At 35.1% G+C, this 18183-nt stretch carries 8 protein-coding genes; 6 read left to right on the top strand and 2 right to left on the bottom strand.

Translation table 11 applies throughout. From position 1 onward, the window contains the following. Positions 1-804: 804 nt before the first annotated feature. The 6 genes from CXF67_RS00410 (at position 805) to CXF67_RS00390 (ending at position 10630) form a co-directional block, all read left to right on the top strand. Complete coding sequence (locus tag CXF67_RS00410; protein WP_102086939.1) at positions 805-3144, top strand: zinc-dependent metalloprotease; 2340 nt, start codon at positions 805-807, stop codon at positions 3142-3144. 737 nt (positions 3145-3881) lie between these two features. Beyond that, complete coding sequence (locus tag CXF67_RS17990; RefSeq protein ID WP_180957851.1) at positions 3882-4025, top strand: hypothetical protein; 144 nt, start codon at positions 3882-3884, stop codon at positions 4023-4025. 348 nt (positions 4026-4373) lie between these two features. After that, positions 4374-5246 (top strand): carboxypeptidase-like regulatory domain-containing protein, encoded by an 873-nt coding sequence (locus tag CXF67_RS00405; RefSeq protein ID WP_102086938.1) that lies wholly within the window; start codon positions 4374-4376, stop codon positions 5244-5246. Between the two features lie 368 nt (positions 5247-5614). Further along, positions 5615-8857: a S41 family peptidase gene (locus tag CXF67_RS00400; RefSeq protein ID WP_102086937.1), complete on the top strand. Its 3243-nt coding sequence runs from the start codon at positions 5615-5617 to the stop codon at positions 8855-8857. 270 nt (positions 8858-9127) lie between these two features. Continuing rightward, positions 9128-9349 carry a hypothetical protein gene (locus CXF67_RS00395; RefSeq protein ID WP_102086936.1) on the top strand — a complete coding sequence of 74 codons (222 nt, stop codon included), beginning with the start codon at positions 9128-9130 and terminating at the stop codon, positions 9347-9349. Between the two features lie 585 nt (positions 9350-9934). Beyond that, entirely contained in the window at positions 9935-10630 is a 696-nt protein-coding gene (locus tag CXF67_RS00390) for an outer membrane beta-barrel protein (protein ID WP_102086935.1), read from the top strand. A 779-nt stretch (positions 10631-11409) separates the two neighbouring features. On the opposite strand, the gene CXF67_RS17985 is transcribed toward CXF67_RS00390, so the two are convergent. Continuing rightward, a complete protein-coding gene (locus CXF67_RS17985; protein ID WP_180957850.1) occupies positions 11410-11571 on the bottom strand; it encodes a hypothetical protein in 162 nt (53 codons plus the stop codon). A gap of 252 nt (positions 11572-11823) precedes the next feature. Next, the gene (locus CXF67_RS00385) at positions 11824-17616 is read right to left on the bottom strand and encodes a T9SS type A sorting domain-containing protein (RefSeq protein WP_102086934.1); all 5793 of its coding nucleotides are present in this window, start codon (positions 17614-17616) and stop codon (positions 11824-11826) included. Positions 17617-18183 lie beyond the last annotated feature (567 nt).

Genomic DNA, 18183 nt, shown 5'->3' with positions numbered 1-18183 from the left:
TCTTTATTTAAGCTTTAGATAAAACTAGTGCTTTTATTCATTTTTTCCATTGATGAAAAAACGAACCAAAAAAATCTAGGCTTACGAAATTCTTCCTAAAATTTACGTTTGCTGCCTAAATTTTAGAAACTCGGCTAGAAGACAGCCTCAGACAGTCTAAAATTTTACGACACCTTCACTTTAATTTTTACGGCTTAATTTAGTAGGCTGTTTTTCTTTGTATTGTGGAACTTGAAGCCTTGAATTCACTATTGTCATTCCGACAGAGAAGTTCTTTTACTTCAACGAGGAATCTCTCCCATTCCGTAAAAGGTGATAGTTGCGATAAGGAATGTTTTTAGGTTGTGTTCTGAATATTGAAAAGGTCTATCTCAACGTGGCTTCGATACACCCCGCTACAAAAAAGCGGGTCACTAGTCACCAACTAACTGTGAACCGACAACCGACCACTTACCATTAGACCATTACACTACTACGCCATTATACCAATCACCACTAATATCTCCCTTAGGTTCAGTCGAGCGGTAGTTTTCATTAAATTTTGAATTGTCAATTTTGAAATTTTAAATATGAAATCTGTTACTCCCTGTCACTTCGAGTCTGTCATTCCATGCAAGGCGATAGCCGCGGTAAGGAATCTGTTTAAGTGTAACTCTTTATTTAAGCTTTAGATAGAACTAGTGCTTTTATTCATTTTTTCAACTATAAATTCTTAATTATAAATTCAAAATTAGTTTTACTCACCACTCACCTAAAAACTACTTTAAACTTTTTTGTTTATTTTCAGTCTTAAATATAAATTCTATGAAATATCTATTACTCATCGTTTTTGGATTGAGCTTGCAGCTTGGAGTTGCCCAAGACAAGCCTATGAAAAATCTAGACTCCATTCTCAATACTATGCCTAAAAGTGAAGGTCTCCTCACTACTTATTTTGATGGAGATAAACTTTACCTGGAGTTTCCAAAAGAAGCTTTGGAAAAAGACTTGCTCATGGTCACCCGCCTTAAGCAATTGCCGTCCAACTATTCGGCCTATAGAAATGCAGGATCCAAAACGTCTGAGCAACTGATTCATTTGGTGAAAGTAGGAAAATCAATTGATCTCATCCAAGTGTCTACCACCAATGTAGCCGATGAAGACGACCCTATACGGCTGAGTGTCGCTCAAAATAACTTAAATCCCATTTTAGTAACCTTTCCTATAAAATCTGAAGAGGGCAAGGATATTGTTATTGAGGCCTCTTCGTTCTTCAATTCTGACTCTCCTTCTTTTAATATTATCCCCGATGGATTAAAGAAAGACTATAAAATTGGCAAAGCTGACGATAAACGTAGCCGTATCAATTCTGCTAGAAGCTTTCCTCAGAATACAGAAATTACCCATACGCTTACCTTTCCCACCGAGAACCCACCTCGGGGAAATTCTACCAATACGTTTACCTTTCAAGTGAACCATTCCATTATCGCTTTACCAGATGATCTTATGCAAATTCGCTATGAAGACCCTCGTATTGGCTGGTTTGGATTGAGAAAATACAACTATAGCTCCGATGCTTTAAAATCAGATGAAGTTCGACTCATCAGACGTTGGAGGCTGGAACCCAAAAACAAAAAGGCCTATGACAGAGGAAAACTCACAGAACCCATTAAACCTATTGTCTACTACCTAGACCCCGCGACTCCAGAGAAATGGAGACCTTATTTTATAAAAGGGATTGAAGACTGGAATTCAACTTTTGAAAAAGCGGGTTTCAAGAATGCTATTCAGGCTAAAATAGCACCAACCGCAGAGGAAAACCCTGACTTTAGTCCCGAAGATGTTCGGTTTTCTACAGTAAGGTATGTAGCGTCGACGACCCGAAATGCGGTTGGACCAAGTGTTTCCGACCCGAGGACCGGTGAAATTATAGAAAGTGATATCATTTGGTATCATAATCACTTAAAGTCTTATCGCAATCGCTATTTATTGGAGACTGGGGCAGCCAATCTTAAAGCTAGAACTTTAGACACCCCAGAGGAAGAAATTGGAGAGATGATGCGTCGTGTAATTTCTCACGAGATCGGTCACGCCTTAGGCTTACCTCATAACATGAAAGCAAGTTCCGCCTATCCTGTAGACTCTCTCAGGTCTGGACGCTTTACCCAGGAAAACGGAATTGCGACCACGATCATGGACTATGCGAGGTATAATTATATCGCACAACCCGGAGACGAAAACATCCGTTTTGTAAGACAGCTTGGTCCTTACGATAACTATGCGATAGAATGGGGTTACCGCTATTTCCCAAACAGTTCTGCGGAAGAAGATCAAAAGATTTTGAAGAGTTTTGTAGATGAACGCAGCACCAACCCCATATATATGTTTGGTGGGAGAGGCAATGACCCCAATGCACAGACCGAAGATATTGGAGATAATTCTGTACAAGCAAGTACCTATGGTTTGAGTAATCTTAAAATCGTTGCTGAAAATCTAGAGCAGTGGACCACCACTTCAGGGCAGTCTTATGAAGATCTAGAAGAGCTCTATGGTGAAATGCTAGGCGTGTACCGCCGCTATATTTATCACGTGGCTTCTGTCGTGGGTGGAGTTCATGAAACCTTGCTAACCAAAGGTCAGGTTGGAGAGCCTTATCAAGTTGTGGATAAAGCCGAACAGGAAAAGGCTCTTGAATTTCTGAATAAAAATGTCTGGTCACCTCAATATTGGTTGATGGATAACGCGCTGGTTTCCAAATTTTCAAAATCGGGAAAACTCGAGAGTTTAATCAGCTTAAATAAAAGAATGTTGAATCGACTTATAGATGCGGATCGACTCAACCTCATGTGGGATACCAACTTCTCTTTAATTGGAAATGGTCTTTCCCCTCAAGAGCTTTTGGATCGTTTAGCGGAGGATCTCGTCTATGGGAGAACCACTCCAGACCATATTGAACGCGAGTTACAAAAGCATTTTACACATCAACTTAAGGAATTAATGAGTGATGACGACTTAGCACTTGAACTTAAAGGTAAGAGTCTAGCACTTCAAGATGAACTTAAATCCTATGTCAAAACCAAAAAAGAATCGGAGAATGAGACTTTAAATGCACATTATGCTTATATCCTAAACGTATTGGAGGAGGAAAATAAAGACTCTAAATAAAAATTTACGGTTTAACCGTAATACATGTACGGTCAAACCGTAACTCAAAGTGATAAAATCTACTGTTATTTGTAATTATCCATTTAACTTGACTGTCGCAAATTTCATCCAATTTTGAGATTGTTCAAAATTAAAGCAAGACTTTAGGGTCTTGCTTTTTTTATGCTTTATTGTTTTCCTTCTGAATTTATGCAGAGAGAATTTTTTATTTTTTAGACATTCAGCTTTTGAGATGAAGTTGATTTATAAGTTTCGTCTGGGGTTGAAAGCTTTACCTAAAGCAGCCGTAGACGCAATAATGTTATCTTACACCAAATTAAATTTATAATGTCGTATAAATAAATTGAATTATACTTCGACGCTGCTCAGCACAGGCTTTTTGATTTTTCAAAATTAAAAATAATAAACATAGCCTTAGTTAAGGTAATTATTAGTGATCATAAGCAGGCGAAAAAGTCTGTGCTGAATTCGTTTTGATAAATCGATTTATTGTCGCCTTATAGGTTTAAGTAGGCTATATTTTAAGTAAAATGGAGAATACTTCTTATGAAAGCCAATTACAGAATAAAATATTTTCTTAATTTAATATGAATCATTCGACAGCAGAGATCAAAAACATAGAAGGAAATTTAGTTATGGGAATAAATAATGAAGGAAAAGAAATGCCAAATTGGGAGTTTTCAGTTTTGATAAGTGCGTGAGGAATCATATCAACAGTAACCGATATATCAAAATTTATGCTCGCACAATTTGATTCTGCTAACAATGAAATAAATTTAACCAAGAAGAAAACGACGGAAGTGAATGAAAATATGGATGTTGGTTTGGCATGGCATATTTTAAAAACTCCCTCTAAAAATAATTGGTTTTGGCACAATTGAAGAACAGGTGGCTATACAAAATAAATGGTGCTAGACGAAACAACTAAAAACGGTATTATTATACTTTCAAATGTTTCCGCATTTGATTCGAAAATGGTCAATATTGATTAAATGTATTTTAAATTGATGAAAACATTGGATGAAGATTAAAGGTCTGTTATAAAATAACCTGCCTATTTTTACTTGTTCTTTTGTTCGCCCGCTGCGTTAAAAATACTCGCCGTAGTTATTCTGTATTTTTCGCCTTACTGCCAAACAAGATAGCAGCGTGTAATTCAGGCACTTTATTTTATCTCAGACTCTAAGGAGAAATAAATAATTATAAAATAGAATTTTAAATAAAATAATATGACATTAAGATTTTTAGTAACCTGTATTTTCTTGATAAGTACAATTTGTTTTTCTCAAATTAAGGAAATAAAAGGAGCAGTTCAGAATTTTGAAAACAATACTCCACTTGCTTATGTAAACTTAGGAATTGCTCATAAAACAGTTGGAACAGTTTCAAATAAAAACGGTTTATTTCATCTTATTTTAAACGATAAAGTGACTGAAAAAGATAGCCTTATTTTTTCGTATATCGGTTTTAAAACAGAAAAATATCTGATTTCAGAATTGAAAAAAACAAACAATATTATTCTACTACAACAAGACAATTCTGAACTAGATGAGGTTGTCATAAACGCCAAGAAAGTCAAATTAAAATCTAAAAAGATTGGTAGAAATTTCAAAGGTTTAAGTTTAATGCACATGAATTTTTATACATATAATGAAAAAGATGTGGATGACAGATTGAGTAAGGAGAGAGGAATGAATTTCAAAATAAGAAGGAATTGCCATATTGAGGATTTAAATTTTAACATCACTCAAAATGATTTTACTTTTCTAAAGTTCCGAGTGAATTTTTACAAAATAGAAAATGGATTACCAACAGAATTACTGGTGAAAAAAAATATAATTTTTGAAGTAAAAGACAATTTTTCAGGCTGGTTTTTAGTGGATTTGGAATCTTACGAAATTTACTTAAAAGAGGAAATTGAAGAAGTTGTAGTCACTATACAATGGCTTGAAAGCGTTAAAAAGAATGAAAAAAGTAAATTTTTTTCAATTTCTACAGCTCCTTCACCTTTGAAAACTGCCTATTTTCGTGAAAAAGCAATGGGCACTTGGACAACTGGTGGACAAAGTTTAAGTTTCTATTTGAACGCCATGTGTGAGTAATACCAATTATTAAAAAGAGCTTGTTTTTATGTAAAATCATCTTAAATAGAAAGTATCAAGTACAAAGAGACAATGTTATTCAACTTTGAGGTCTTGGCTTGAAATAGAAGTGAGTTTAAAATCTCAAGTAGAACGTAGTAAGTACAATGTAGAAAGAGATAAAATATTATTCATTAATATGCTTTTTTGGAGTGCTTAAAAAAGGGGGAAGCTTAGTTTTGCTACTAGCAGAATTACTTTAAATACCCTAAATTACAATGATTATGTTTTTTAAAGGAAATAAGGCAAGTTTTATTTAAAGAAATAATACAACGGATAAGCAGTTAAACTATCCTGAAAAAATAAAAAAACAGACTAAAATAAACCTTATGAAAATCACGTACAAATTAGTATTGTCAACGCTATGTATTTTTATTCTGCCGTTGTTCTCCTTTAGTCAAACCACTAAACTGATGCATCAACCTGCATTGAGTGATACACATATCGCTTTTATTTATGCTGAAGATTTATGGGTTGCCAACAGAGATGGTTCAAACCCAAAAAGACTTACTATAGATAAAGGCATTGAAGCCAACCCCGTGTTTTCTCCTGACGGAAGCAAAATTGCCTTTGAAGCGGAATATGATGGTAATGTAGATGTTTTTGTAGTTTCAGCAAACGGAGGGGTTCCAAAACGTCTTACATGGCATCCTTATAACGACTATGTAAGGGATTTTTCTTCAGAAGGAAAGACCGTTTTATTTGTCTCCCAACGCAATTCTTTTACCAACCGCTATATGCAAGTGTTTTCTGTTTCAACTGATGGCGGAACTATAACGCAACTGGATATTCCAAATGCATTTTGGGCTTCCTATTCAGATAATGATCAAAGTATTGCGTACACGCCTATTGCTGATCGGTTTAATCAATGGAAACATTACCGTGGTGGAACCGTTGCTCGTATTTGGCTTTACAATACCCAATCACACAAAGTATCGGAAATTCAGAAACCAGTGGGTGGCAGTAATGATTCGCAACCACAATGGATGGGAGAATACGTATATTTTAAAAGTGATAGAGATGGCGAATTTAATTTGTACAGCTATGAAATCAGTTCAAAAACAATTAAAAAACTGACAGATTACAAGGATTTTCCAGTTATCAACCTCAAGGCACACAATGGTGCTGTGATTTACGAACAAGCTGGAATGCTTCATATTTACAATACCCAAACGAATACAGACAACATATTAAACATTAGTATCACTACAGATTTACTAGAATTGCGGGAACGTTTTGTTTCTGGTAAGGATTATGTGCGTTCAGTTGGTGTTTCACCATCTGGTGCTAGAGCAGTTATAGATTTTAGAGGAGATATTATTACAGTTCCTGCTCAAAAAGGAGATTCCAAAAATGTAACTGCTACAACTGGTACTCACGAAAAATATCCAGAATGGTCTCCAGACGGCAAATTCATTGCTTATTTTTCTGACGAAACCGGCGAATATGCCTTGCATATTAAAAATAATGTTTTGGGAGATGTACGTGCCATTCCGTTAACTGGTTCTGGATTTTATGCTGATATACATTGGTCGCCAGACAGTAAAAAAGTAAGTTATGTAGACAATGGTCGTGCCTTGTATGTTACTGATATTTCGACAAAGAAAACAACTAAAATTGATGAAGACATTTTATTTGTCCCTGGAATATTTAGAAAGCTTTTTGGTTCTTGGTCATACGATTCCAATTGGATAGCTTATACCATCATTACCGAAACCAATTTTGAACGTGCTTATGCTTATTCCATTTCAGAAAATAAATCCTATCCACTTTCAGATGGGTTGTCTAATGTTTCTGAACCCGTTTTTGATCCAAGTGGAAAATACTTATACATGACAGCTTCAACAGATGCTGGACCACTTGTCAACTGGTTCGATCAATCCAATTTAGATAAAGAGCTTACGCAATCTATCTACTTGGTCACACTTCAAAAGGAGGTGATTTCACCTTTAGCAAAAGAAAACGATGTAGAGCAACCTAAAGAAGAAGAACTTAAAGAGGGTAAGAAGAAAGAAGATAAAAAGGAAGTGGCAGAAAAGTCAGATTTAAAAATAGACTGGGACGGTTTTCAGGAGCGGATAATCAGTTTGCCTATTGAACCAGGTGTATATAGTAATTTGAGTTTAGCAGTAGAAGGGGAATTGTATTATATCTCTTCCTCTTTTCATTCTCCTAAGTCAAGTTTGGAGAAATTTGACTTTAAGACCAGACAAAGTGAAGAATTAATGCCTGTGAGTTCTTTTTTAATTTCTGCTGATGGCAAAAAAATGTTGTATTCAGTTGATAGATCTTACTTCATCTCAGACCTTGGTCAGAAATCTGAAGAAGCTCCTTTGAATTTTAATGCCATAAGTGTAAAGATAGATCCGCAGGAAGAATGGGCAAATATTTTTAATGAAGCATGGCGGGTGAATAGAGATTTCTTTTACGATCCAGGAATGCACGGCGCAGATTGGAAGGCCATGAAAGCAAAATACCAACCTTTTCTGAAAGAGGCTTCTTGTAGAGGAGATGTATACAGAGTAATGCAATGGATGTTTAGCGAGCTTTCTGTTGGACACCACCGTTTTTCTAGTCGTGGTGATAAATTAAACGAACCAAAAAGTGTAGGAGGAGGTTTGCTAGGGGCCAACTACGTGGTTAAAAATGAGCGTTATCAAATCGCTAAAATATTCGGTGGTCTTAACTGGACACCCAGTTTGCGTTCACCACTTACAGAACCGGGCGTTGGTGTAAATAATGGCGATTACATTATTTCCGTTAATGGTAAAAATGTAAAAGGAAGCGACAACCTGTATAGCTTTTTTGAAAATACAGCGAATAAAATCATGTCACTAGAAGTGAGTAAAAAGGCGGATGGTTCAGATGCTAGAACCTACAAAGTAACTCCGCTAGCAACCGAATGGGCTATTAGAAATAGAGATTGGGTAGAAGGCAATATGAAAAAAGTACATGAAGCCACAAATGGAGATGTAGCTTATGTGTACGTTCCCAATACAAGCGTGGCAGGCTTTAATTTTTTTAAACGCTATTTCTATCCGCAAGCCAATAAAAAAGCCATTATTGTAGATGAACGCTTTAATGGGGGTGGCTCTTTAGCAGATTATTACATAGATATATTAAAACGCCCAATGCAAGCAAATTGGAATTTTAGGTACGGTAAAGATTTAAAATCACCTAGCGCCTCTATACAAGGGCCAAGAGTGATGATAATAGATGAAACGGCAGGTTCTGGAGGTGATTATTTGCCTTGGATGTTTAGAAGATTTAAAATGGGAACCATTGTAGGAAAACGCACATGGGGCGGTCTAGTTGGCGTATTAGGTTATCCAGAATTTATTGATGGGGGTAGTGTAACCGCACCAAATCTTGCCTTTTATTCTGAAGAAGGATTCAACGTTGAAAACGAAGGCGTACCCCCAGATGTAGAAGTAGAACAATGGCCAGAATTAGTAATACAAGGCCGTGACCCACAATTGGAAAAGGCCATTGAAATTGTAATGAAGCAACTTAAAGAAAATCCACCAAAAAATGTAGAACGGCCTCCTTATCCTATAAAAACTAAAAATTAGTATAGTTTATATGTTGATTGGCTTTAGGGTTATTTTTAGTTGAGGTGAGTTCTTAGATTTGTTGTGCTGTTTCATGCGAAGTCTAAAATGGATACAATGTAAATGAGTGTATCGTAATAATTATTTTGTTTGGCTTTTTATGAAAAAGTTTTGTAGACTTAAAAGTGAATACTAGTTGTGTGCCTTTTAGTTGTCCTAAAATATGGATGTCTTAATAAAAGGAATTTCGTAGAGGCAAAGTATTGATTAAACGACAGTAATTTAGAATAAATGACAAAAACTAAAATTGCTTTAATAAGTGTTTCTAAAGAACTTGTTGGGATTGAATCTATCAAATTTTTATCGAATGATTTTGATGTAATGATTGGCAAAACAAGATTTAAAGTAGAGCTTACCTTTGGAGTTATAAAGCATTGGTACTCTAGCGGAGTAGCTCGATACAGTAATATTACAAAATTGCATACTCAAAATCTTATGGAGGCTATGTGTTGAAATTTGCATCAAAGTCTTGGGATTATAGCGTCCAATTTTGAAAAAGTAAGAGTAAGTGAGGATTAAAAACGAGTATCTACACCTAAAAATTAGAAATAAAATAGAAAATAAGTTGATTTATAAACTAAAAAAATGAAACTCAAAATCTAAAAGAATTCACCTAGATTTATACATTAGTCTTAATAATGTGAAATTTTATGGCCATAATTTACAATGCCACCGCACAGTTTGTTAGTGAGTAGCATGCTTAGGTCACGCCGTACAACATTACTATTAAGTGCTGAAATATTAGAAACTGTTTGCAGTAATAATCCGATTTGTGCAATAAACCACGTGTCGTTATTTTACTTTTATTTAGCAAACCAATTTTTTGCCTTAAATATAGGCTGTTAAAAAAATAGTGCTTTTACCCACAGTTGAATTTTCAGTCAAATATTAATTCTTTCATATAAGTAAAAACCTCAATTTTACTGCTTTTTTTGTAGGAAATTAGCTTCAAAAAATCTATTTAAAACAAATTAAGGATGAAATATGTTAATTATCAAATAATAATATATATTTGTCTTTATCTTTTATATCTTATAAATGAAATCTTTCAAATTTACATTCATATTTACATTCATTTTTCTTGTTTTTGCTAATCTTTCAGCCCAACGTGCTGGTCAAGATGAAAATTGGTCGACATCGTTAGAATTAGGTGTGGCTTCTTCGAGTGGAACGTACACTTCGGGCTATTCATCTTCAGCTTTAAATAATTTTTCTACTTCAATTGGGTTAAGGTATCTTTTTAATTCAGAAAGACGCCTCTATAAGCCTTACGGTATTCGATTGAAAGGTGGATTTACAAACCTCACTGGGGACAACGATTCAAGAGATTTCGAAACTACGGTATATCACATTACACTTGATGGTGTTTTAAATATTAAAGATCTATTGAAGTTAAGATCCCCAGATTGGCCAGACGGTTTTAATCTTTTCGTTAATCTGGGAGTTGGAGCTTCTCACTATGAACTATGGGATGAAGCTAGATACTCAGACGTAAATGATGGATATATTTTTGATGGCGATGATTTAGTGACGATAAATTTTGGTACTACAGCAGAATATGAAATTTCAACAGATTTTTCTCTTCACTTAGATTTGACTTATAGTTTGTTTACCACTCCAGATTTTTCAACTGATGGTAATAGCACAGTAGAAGGTATAGGTTCAAGTAGAGGTAATTTTGACCCTAGAATGTTTCGTGCATCTATAGGTGTAACCTATTTCATTCCTTTTTAAATAAATTATTTATTTTTTAGCTCAAGTTTAATCAAATTATCATTTTTATAGGATTACTCAACAAGTATATAGTTATTCGAAAATATGTGACTTATCCTCCTATACCCTTGCGCCCCTTTTATAATTTAATGCATTGAAATACTTAGAATAATAATAGAGGTTAATGGTTGATTACATATAATTTTTGATGTATTTTTTCATTTTCTATCATTCTTATTATTAAGTTATTGAGCGTTCTTAGTTAATTTATTCAAGAAAATTATTATAATATTTTGATATTAAAGTGACTTACACAAGAGTATGTTTTTTTTCTAAGATTTCAATTGACCAATGATTGAATAAATTATTTATTAAAAAATATTAATTTAAATGTCAGATGTTGCTATAAAAGCTTTTAAATAGTGATAATTTGAAATTATGGATTTAATGTTTACAGTCTTCACTTCGCATTTCATATAGCATAGTTTTTTTTTAAATCCTCCATAGTTTCAAAACCTTTGTTTTTTGATATACTGCCATACTTGTTAGTATAGATTTAGTTCTAGATTGTATGGTAGAATCCTTAGTAAATATTTATTATTTGGTATCTCAAAAAAATATAATAAAAAATCCCTTAATGTCAATAACAGGAACAATTTTATATTCTTTGAGATACGACTCAAAAATAAGGCTATTGACGCTATTAAGTTCCCAATAGCCTAGAAATAGTGCCGTACTCAAATTAACACGCTCTTTTAAACCTTGATGAATTTCTGAAATTATTATTCTTGACTTAAGTTTTAAGGCTCATCTGTCAATAAACCCTCAATACCATAATCTACATATTGTTTGGTCCAACGCTGTTGGATTCTTGGACTAATAGTTAAATAGTCTGAAAGTTCATTTCTAGTTTTGAAACGTTTATTATACCTATTTAAACCTATAATGTCGCAATAAATCATTTCTTTTTCGCCTGCTTTTTATCAAAAATAATTACCGTAACTAAGGCTATGCTAATTATTTTCAACTTCAATCAATCAAAAAATAATTCAATTTATTTATATGACATTATAAATTTAATTTGGTATTAGACTGGGCGGGAAATAAAGTATCGAGATAGGTTTTAAATTTATCTGTCTAGTAATAGTCGACTTTATAAAATCAAAAAATTCCGGAAGACTCAGGTTTTTTTTGACTGTAGTCTGTATTAAAATCTATTCTATAATAAGCTTAGTGGTTTGACTGTTTTTAGCATCACATAGTTTCAAGACATAGACTCCAGAAGAAAGGCTAATTTTCAGATTTACCGTTATCCTAAAAGAATTGGTCAACTCTTGATTTAGCACCATTCGTCCTTGAAGGTCAAATAACTGAAGACTTAACACCAACCCATTAAAGGCTTGTTGATGAGAAATACTGAAACTGTTTCCTCTTACTGGATTTGGATACACCACCATTGAAGAGTCCAAAACAATATCCTCTATTCCTAAAGTGACTTGTTCGAACTTAACTACAAATCTATCCGTAGCTATTGATTCTGGTATAATTTTGTCCACATCAAATGAAATAGAGGTACTTACCTCTGGAGTTAATTCTACACTAGACTCCAAATAATTATCGTGTAAATAACCCTTAGCACTAGAAAGATTCTCAGGTTTCAGCTCTATACGGTATGCGCTTCGAGTGAAGTTTCCTAAGTAAAAAGAAATACTATCTTGTTTAGTTGGCATTGCCCGAGTTTCAATAGACATATAATTAGGATGCCTATCGATAGCAAACCACTCATCATAATTCCAAACCTTTGTGGCATCCAAGGTATCCTTAGCATTATTAGCTCCTGACCTAAACTGTACTCTTAAGGCATCAACTGGATTTGTATCTATGCCATCGTAGAAAAGGTTGATATTTAAGTTAGTCAATGGTTCTGGGACTTTAAAGGTCGTATTATTTTCAGTTGCAATTGTTTTAAAAGATTCCTTAAATGCAACCCCTGGATTTGTTGTCGTTGTTTCCACAAAAAAGGCTTGATTGGGTTCTAAAAATTGATTGGCATTAGAAGTTTCAGGAATTGAAAATGTATTACTTCCATCTGCCAGCGTTACTGTAGCGTAACCACCTCTTGTTCCAAGGGTTGGGTCATATATATAAACAAATTGTGAACTGACACCAGAAGAATTTACTGAGGAAAGTAAATCTGCCATATTCACTTTAGCTTGATAAGGATTACCGATTAATGAAAAACCTCCTAAGGTTGAAGATAGGTTTGTAACAGTCTTGGAACCAACCACCAATTTTCCAGTTGCTCGTAAGGTGGTCGCTGGACCAACTGCTGTATTAGAATTAAGTGTTGTCGACCTATCTCCTCTTATCAATAAAACATATGCATCTCCTGCTTTAAAGGTTTTAGTATCTGTATTCGGAATTGAGTTCCATTGAGCGTTTGCGGCGTTCCACTCAAACATAGATGGATTTCCAGTTAAAGTTGCATCAAACCCGTTAGCACCACTAGTTGATCCTGTAATATGAGTTCCAAAACCTGAGTTAAGATTGCTATTATTGTCATCTCCAGTTTGGGTGTTGTTTTGACCTTCTTGCCAATTGTCCCGGATGGAGCTTGTTGTGGTTACTGAAGTAGATAAAAATCTAAAAGCCCTATTACTTTTAGGGATATATCGTTCTATCTCATAATTTTCACCTGTTAATCTTCTATTTTCATGGTTAAACAGCCCTAAAGCCGCTGTTTTAAATGCTGTACTTCGGAAGATGACTTTCCCAAAATTGGCAAAATCTCCATTCAAAGTAATTGCATCTTCAAGAATTAAGGTTGCCCCTTCCCTTACGACAACATCTGAAATGGTATTTGTTCCAGATAATGTAGTTTCAGCGCTTTCTATAAAAATACTTTTATCTGTATTTACTCCATCATAAGGGGTAGCTTCTGGATCTCCAAGTCCAGATGTTGTCCAGTTACCTGTATAAACAAAGTCATTATCTCCTATACCAGCTGTAACATCACCACTTGTAGCAAAAATTTTAGTCCATTCAGTTGCATCATATAATGGATTTGCTTCTCTTACTGTCGGGCAATTTCTAAAAGCACGAGCACCTGAAAACTCCCAAGTTGTTCCTATAGTTCCAGACTCTGCTAAAACACCATAAACGTCCATTAACGATTTCTCAGTATTTGCAAAGGAAATATAATAAGCATCTTGACCACCAGACGCTGTAACAATTGAAGCTTCAAAGTCTGGGTTTATACCATAAATTCCATTGAAAGTTGCCGCATCTGTAAAGCTAATAATGTAGTAAGATTTTGGAGGAATTACGCCTTCTAGTTGAATACTTTGACCAGTTCCTGTAGGGTTATGCAAATAATAATTCTGATCGCTAAGATCTAAAGCCTCTACATCGGTATTGAATAATTCCACATATCTACCGTCAACATTATCGCTAGGGTCAACAACCTCTGAAATAAGAAGCACTCGTTTTTGAGTAATGTCAAAAGTTGTACTCGTCATAGAACTAAACATGACTGATGAAGCGGTTAACTGGAAGTCAAAACCAGGCTGGGTATGATTGATAGTATTAAAATTTGCATAACCGTCGGTTCCAATAATGAGTTCTATCAGACTCTCCGTGAGCGTTCCTGTAGACGTAATCGAGACAGTTTCACCACTATTAGACAAATCTAGGTTCCCATTGTTATCTGTGTTGGCAACTTTTATAGATGGGGACATATCGGTATTCACCAAAGTCGTCGTTGGCTGAACACTAAATTCTAAACCATCCCCCACTACATCAATAGTAAACGAAATACCTTCAAAAGCTGAAATATCTTGTGAAAAAATAGACCCATCACCAGAGGCGATTTGATCTTGATTACCGTCATCTATAGCTAATTGAATGACCGATTGATCTATAATGTCAGATTGTTTTAAGAACACTCTAATCGTATAGGTCTTGGCATCTCCATCATCAATAACGAGCATGTTATCAGGATCTGCATCGATATCCAATAAAATTTCAGTTGGCGTTATCAATAATATCTGGTCAGCTTGATCGAGTATAGTGGTTCCATCTGAAATAGAAATTCCTTGTATTGCATCTTCCCAGTTAGCCGTATTCAGAGATCCAGGCACAAATCTTAATCTAGTGATATTAGTTGATAGGTTGTCAAAATTACCAGAGTCTACTATACCAAAACTAAACACATCAACAGAGCTCCCCAAATTATCATTTATGTCTGCAATAATAGTTCTCTCTGCAATTTGTATTGACGGCGCTATAATTTGCGTGTCTCTTGCATTGGAATCTCCAGTTAGCTTTACGTTATCAAGACCTGAATAACCATCAGCCCCATTATTTTGAATAAAATATTTAAAAGAGACCTCAGAAACTGTATCTGGGATACTTAAACTAAATGTTCCTGAAGCAACATCTGTAGCTCCTCCTTCAAATAAAAATAGACGATCTTGAGACACTCCATCATAAACTACTTCAAACTCTATTCTATCTCCAGATACATTATAGCCACTAACTTCCCAGTCAAAAGTAAGGTCAACAGTGGAGTATCCGGAAATATCAACAGTCACAAAATCTAATGAGGCGAAACCTGTTGTTCCATTTGGGGAATTTAAATCGTTTTCTCCAAAAATATTATTGATAAAACTTCCACTCACCAAAGGTGAAGCCTCATCAGAATTAATTATTCCAAAAAAATCAGCCCCCCATCCTTCATTAAATAGTGGAATACTCGTAGTGTAAAGTAATTCTGATGGCGTCCCATCAAAGTCTTGAATAGCAATGACAGGAATAGTGACACTAAAAGTGGGACTTATAATTGAATTAGGAACTATTAAACCCTGCAACGTTTCTGCGGTTAAGTCTAGACCATTAGCTTGAGCAGTGTAAGCTATGTTAGGAAAAGTAGCTGCACCATTCACAGCAGAAACTGGATGGAGGAGGTTGACCAAAGCACCTCCAGAAGACGTTAAGTTAATATCTGTTGTGATAGACGTATCAACATTCCCATTTTCATCTACATAGGCTACTTGGACAGGTGGAGTCATAAAAGTATTCACTTCCACATCACTAGGTTGTTGTATAAAAGCTATTTCTGTCGCTATAACATCAAGAGTTATATTATTTCCGACCACGTCCCCGGCTGTAAAAGAAGAGCTAAATGAAGACCCAGAAAGATCTGCTTCAAAACCGGAATTAGTTCCAGCAATTTGAAACTGGATTACACTTTCATCTACAATGTTAGATGGATCCAAAGTGACGTCCACCGTAAAATTATCTGAAGCACCATCAGCAATAATTATAGAACTCTCTGGCATAAAAATAACTTCATTGGTCGTACTAATAGCTGTTCCTAGGATTTCAATTAATAAAGCATCTCGTATAGCAACATTCGAGAATGTTGACCAATCTACAGTATTATTAGCTCCAGCCACAAAACGCATTTGAGTTACAATCGTGGGCAAAATATCACCACTGCCTAAATCTTCAATATCAAAACTAAAAACAGATAGTGTCCCTGTATTGGAAGCAACAACAGTACTTACTCCCACTTGAGTTGAAGGAACAACAACTTCTGAGGTCCTGTCATTATTCGAAACATTAAAAAGAGTACTAATCGTTTCGAAAAAAGTGTCTGCATCTGCCGTGAGTTCCAGATCACTTCCAACACGAGTATGAATTAAGTTTGAAAAAGTAGCAACTCCTTCCTCTGCAGATACACTAACGGGTTCTCCTTCAAGATCACCAGTCGAAGAAATATCTACTAAAGAAAAATTATCCGTATCCAAATTCCCATTGACATCCACAAGGCTAACCTCTAAATCTGGTTGCATTACTTCATCTAAACGCGTGTTAGTGGGTTGTTGTAAAAAGGCCATTTCTGTCGCGACCACATTGAGAATGATATTATTTCCAACCACGCCACCAGCTGTAAAAGAAGAGCTAAATAAAGACCCAGAAAGATCTGCTTCAAAACTAGAATTAATTCCAGCAACTTGAAACTGGATTACACTTTCATCTACAATATTAGACTGATCCAAGGTGACATCGACCGTAAAATTATCTGAAGCACCATCAGCAACACTTACAGAACTATCTGGCGTAAAAATAACTTCATTGGCCGAGACGACGACTGTTCCTGGAATTTCAGTTAATAATGCATCCCGTATAACAACGTTCGAGAATGTTGACCAATCTACAGTATTATTAGCTCCAGCCACAAAATGCATTTGAGTTACAGTCGTGGACAAAACATCACCACTGCCTAAATCTTCAATATCAAAGCTAAAAACAGATAGTGTACTTGTATTGGAAGCAACAACAGTACTTACTCCCACCTGAGTTGAAGGAGCAACAACTTCTGAAGTTTGGTCATAAAGAAATTCCCCCTGAAGTTTAACGTTGTCAATACGGTTATTACCCACTGCATTAGTCGCACCATTAAAGGTGATTCGAATGAGTAAATTGGGTTGATTGTTAGCAAGAGGAGCTTCGCTTGAAATATCTAGACTTAAGATTGCCCCTGGATTCAGAGCTGGAGTGTAATTAAGATTAGAAAGATCTGTAAAGTTTAGGCCTCCATCAATAGAATATTGTATCTGGTTATCATCAAATCCTGTTGGTGTGCGTCTTGACCAAAATGAAAGTGATAAATTTTCATAACCCTCTGAAGAAAAATTAAAATCAATATGTTTACCGTTATTAGCGAGACCAGCGGCACCGCTTGGTCTAAAAGATTGTCCTACAGTACTACCAACACAGGCATTGGAACTAGTGCCAAGATTAGATCCTACACTTACAAAATTATGAGTAATTATGCCATTCCCAGTTGCTCTATTCGTATTAGAGAGAGGAGTGGCATTGAAATTTGCACCTCCACCATTAAAATCCCAGCAGTGGATAACCTCTTGGGCATTTGTGACTTGAATGGATAGAAAGAATAAAACCAATAACCCTAATAATTTGGTAAATAATAGTTTTCTCACGATTAGAGTCTATTTGTTCCAAAAATTAAATTAAAAAAGTCATCTAAAGATAACTAAAAAAGATGTAATTCCCTCATAATCAAATATTTTTAAACAGTAAGAGTTAATTGACATGACTATCAGATTATCTATACCTTACTTTTCCATTTACAAGAAACAGCTGCTATAACTGTCTTTTCAAAGACCAAATCAAAAGATCTTCTGTTGGATTTATAATAAAATTAATTGAGATAGTTTTGAAGGTAATCACTTCCAATAGACTGGTCTGTGTCCCATAGAACTCTCTTGGCATTACTAATTCCAATATGCACCCAATGTGAAAATTTCCCTGTTTCGCTTTTTATATCCAGTGCAACGGAATCATGGTTGGCTAAATTTTCCTTGAAATCGCTACAGCTGTTCACCCCATCTGTTGTAGCTGATGATTGTCCATCACTTTTTTTATCTACTTACTCATCATACCAAATTAAACCTATAATGTCGCAATAAATCGTTTCTTTTTCGCCTGCTTTTTATTAAAAATAATTACCGTAACTAAGGCTATGCTAATTATTTTTAACTTCAATC

The organism is Psychroflexus sp. MES1-P1E (assembly GCF_002836055.1).
GTDB lineage: Bacteria > Bacteroidota > Bacteroidia > Flavobacteriales > Flavobacteriaceae > Psychroflexus.
This window is presented reverse-complemented; position numbering and strand designations above follow the sequence as displayed.

Excerpts from the sequence above, each read along its gene's own strand:
- CXF67_RS00395 (WP_102086936.1), top strand. The coding sequence starts at position 9,128 with ATGACAAAAACTAAAATTGCTTTAATAAGTGTTTCTAAAGAACTTGTT.
- CXF67_RS00390 (WP_102086935.1), top strand. The coding sequence starts at position 9,935 with ATGAAATCTTTCAAATTTACATTCATATTTACATTCATTTTTCTTGTT.
- CXF67_RS17985 (WP_180957850.1), bottom strand. The coding sequence starts at position 11,571 with ATGATTTATTGCGACATTATAGGTTTAAATAGGTATAATAAACGTTTC.
- CXF67_RS00410 (WP_102086939.1), top strand. The coding sequence starts at position 805 with ATGAAATATCTATTACTCATCGTTTTTGGATTGAGCTTGCAGCTTGGA.
- CXF67_RS00405 (WP_102086938.1), top strand. The coding sequence starts at position 4,374 with ATGACATTAAGATTTTTAGTAACCTGTATTTTCTTGATAAGTACAATT.
- CXF67_RS00400 (WP_102086937.1), top strand. The coding sequence starts at position 5,615 with ATGAAAATCACGTACAAATTAGTATTGTCAACGCTATGTATTTTTATT.
- CXF67_RS17990 (WP_180957851.1), top strand. The coding sequence starts at position 3,882 with ATGCTCGCACAATTTGATTCTGCTAACAATGAAATAAATTTAACCAAG.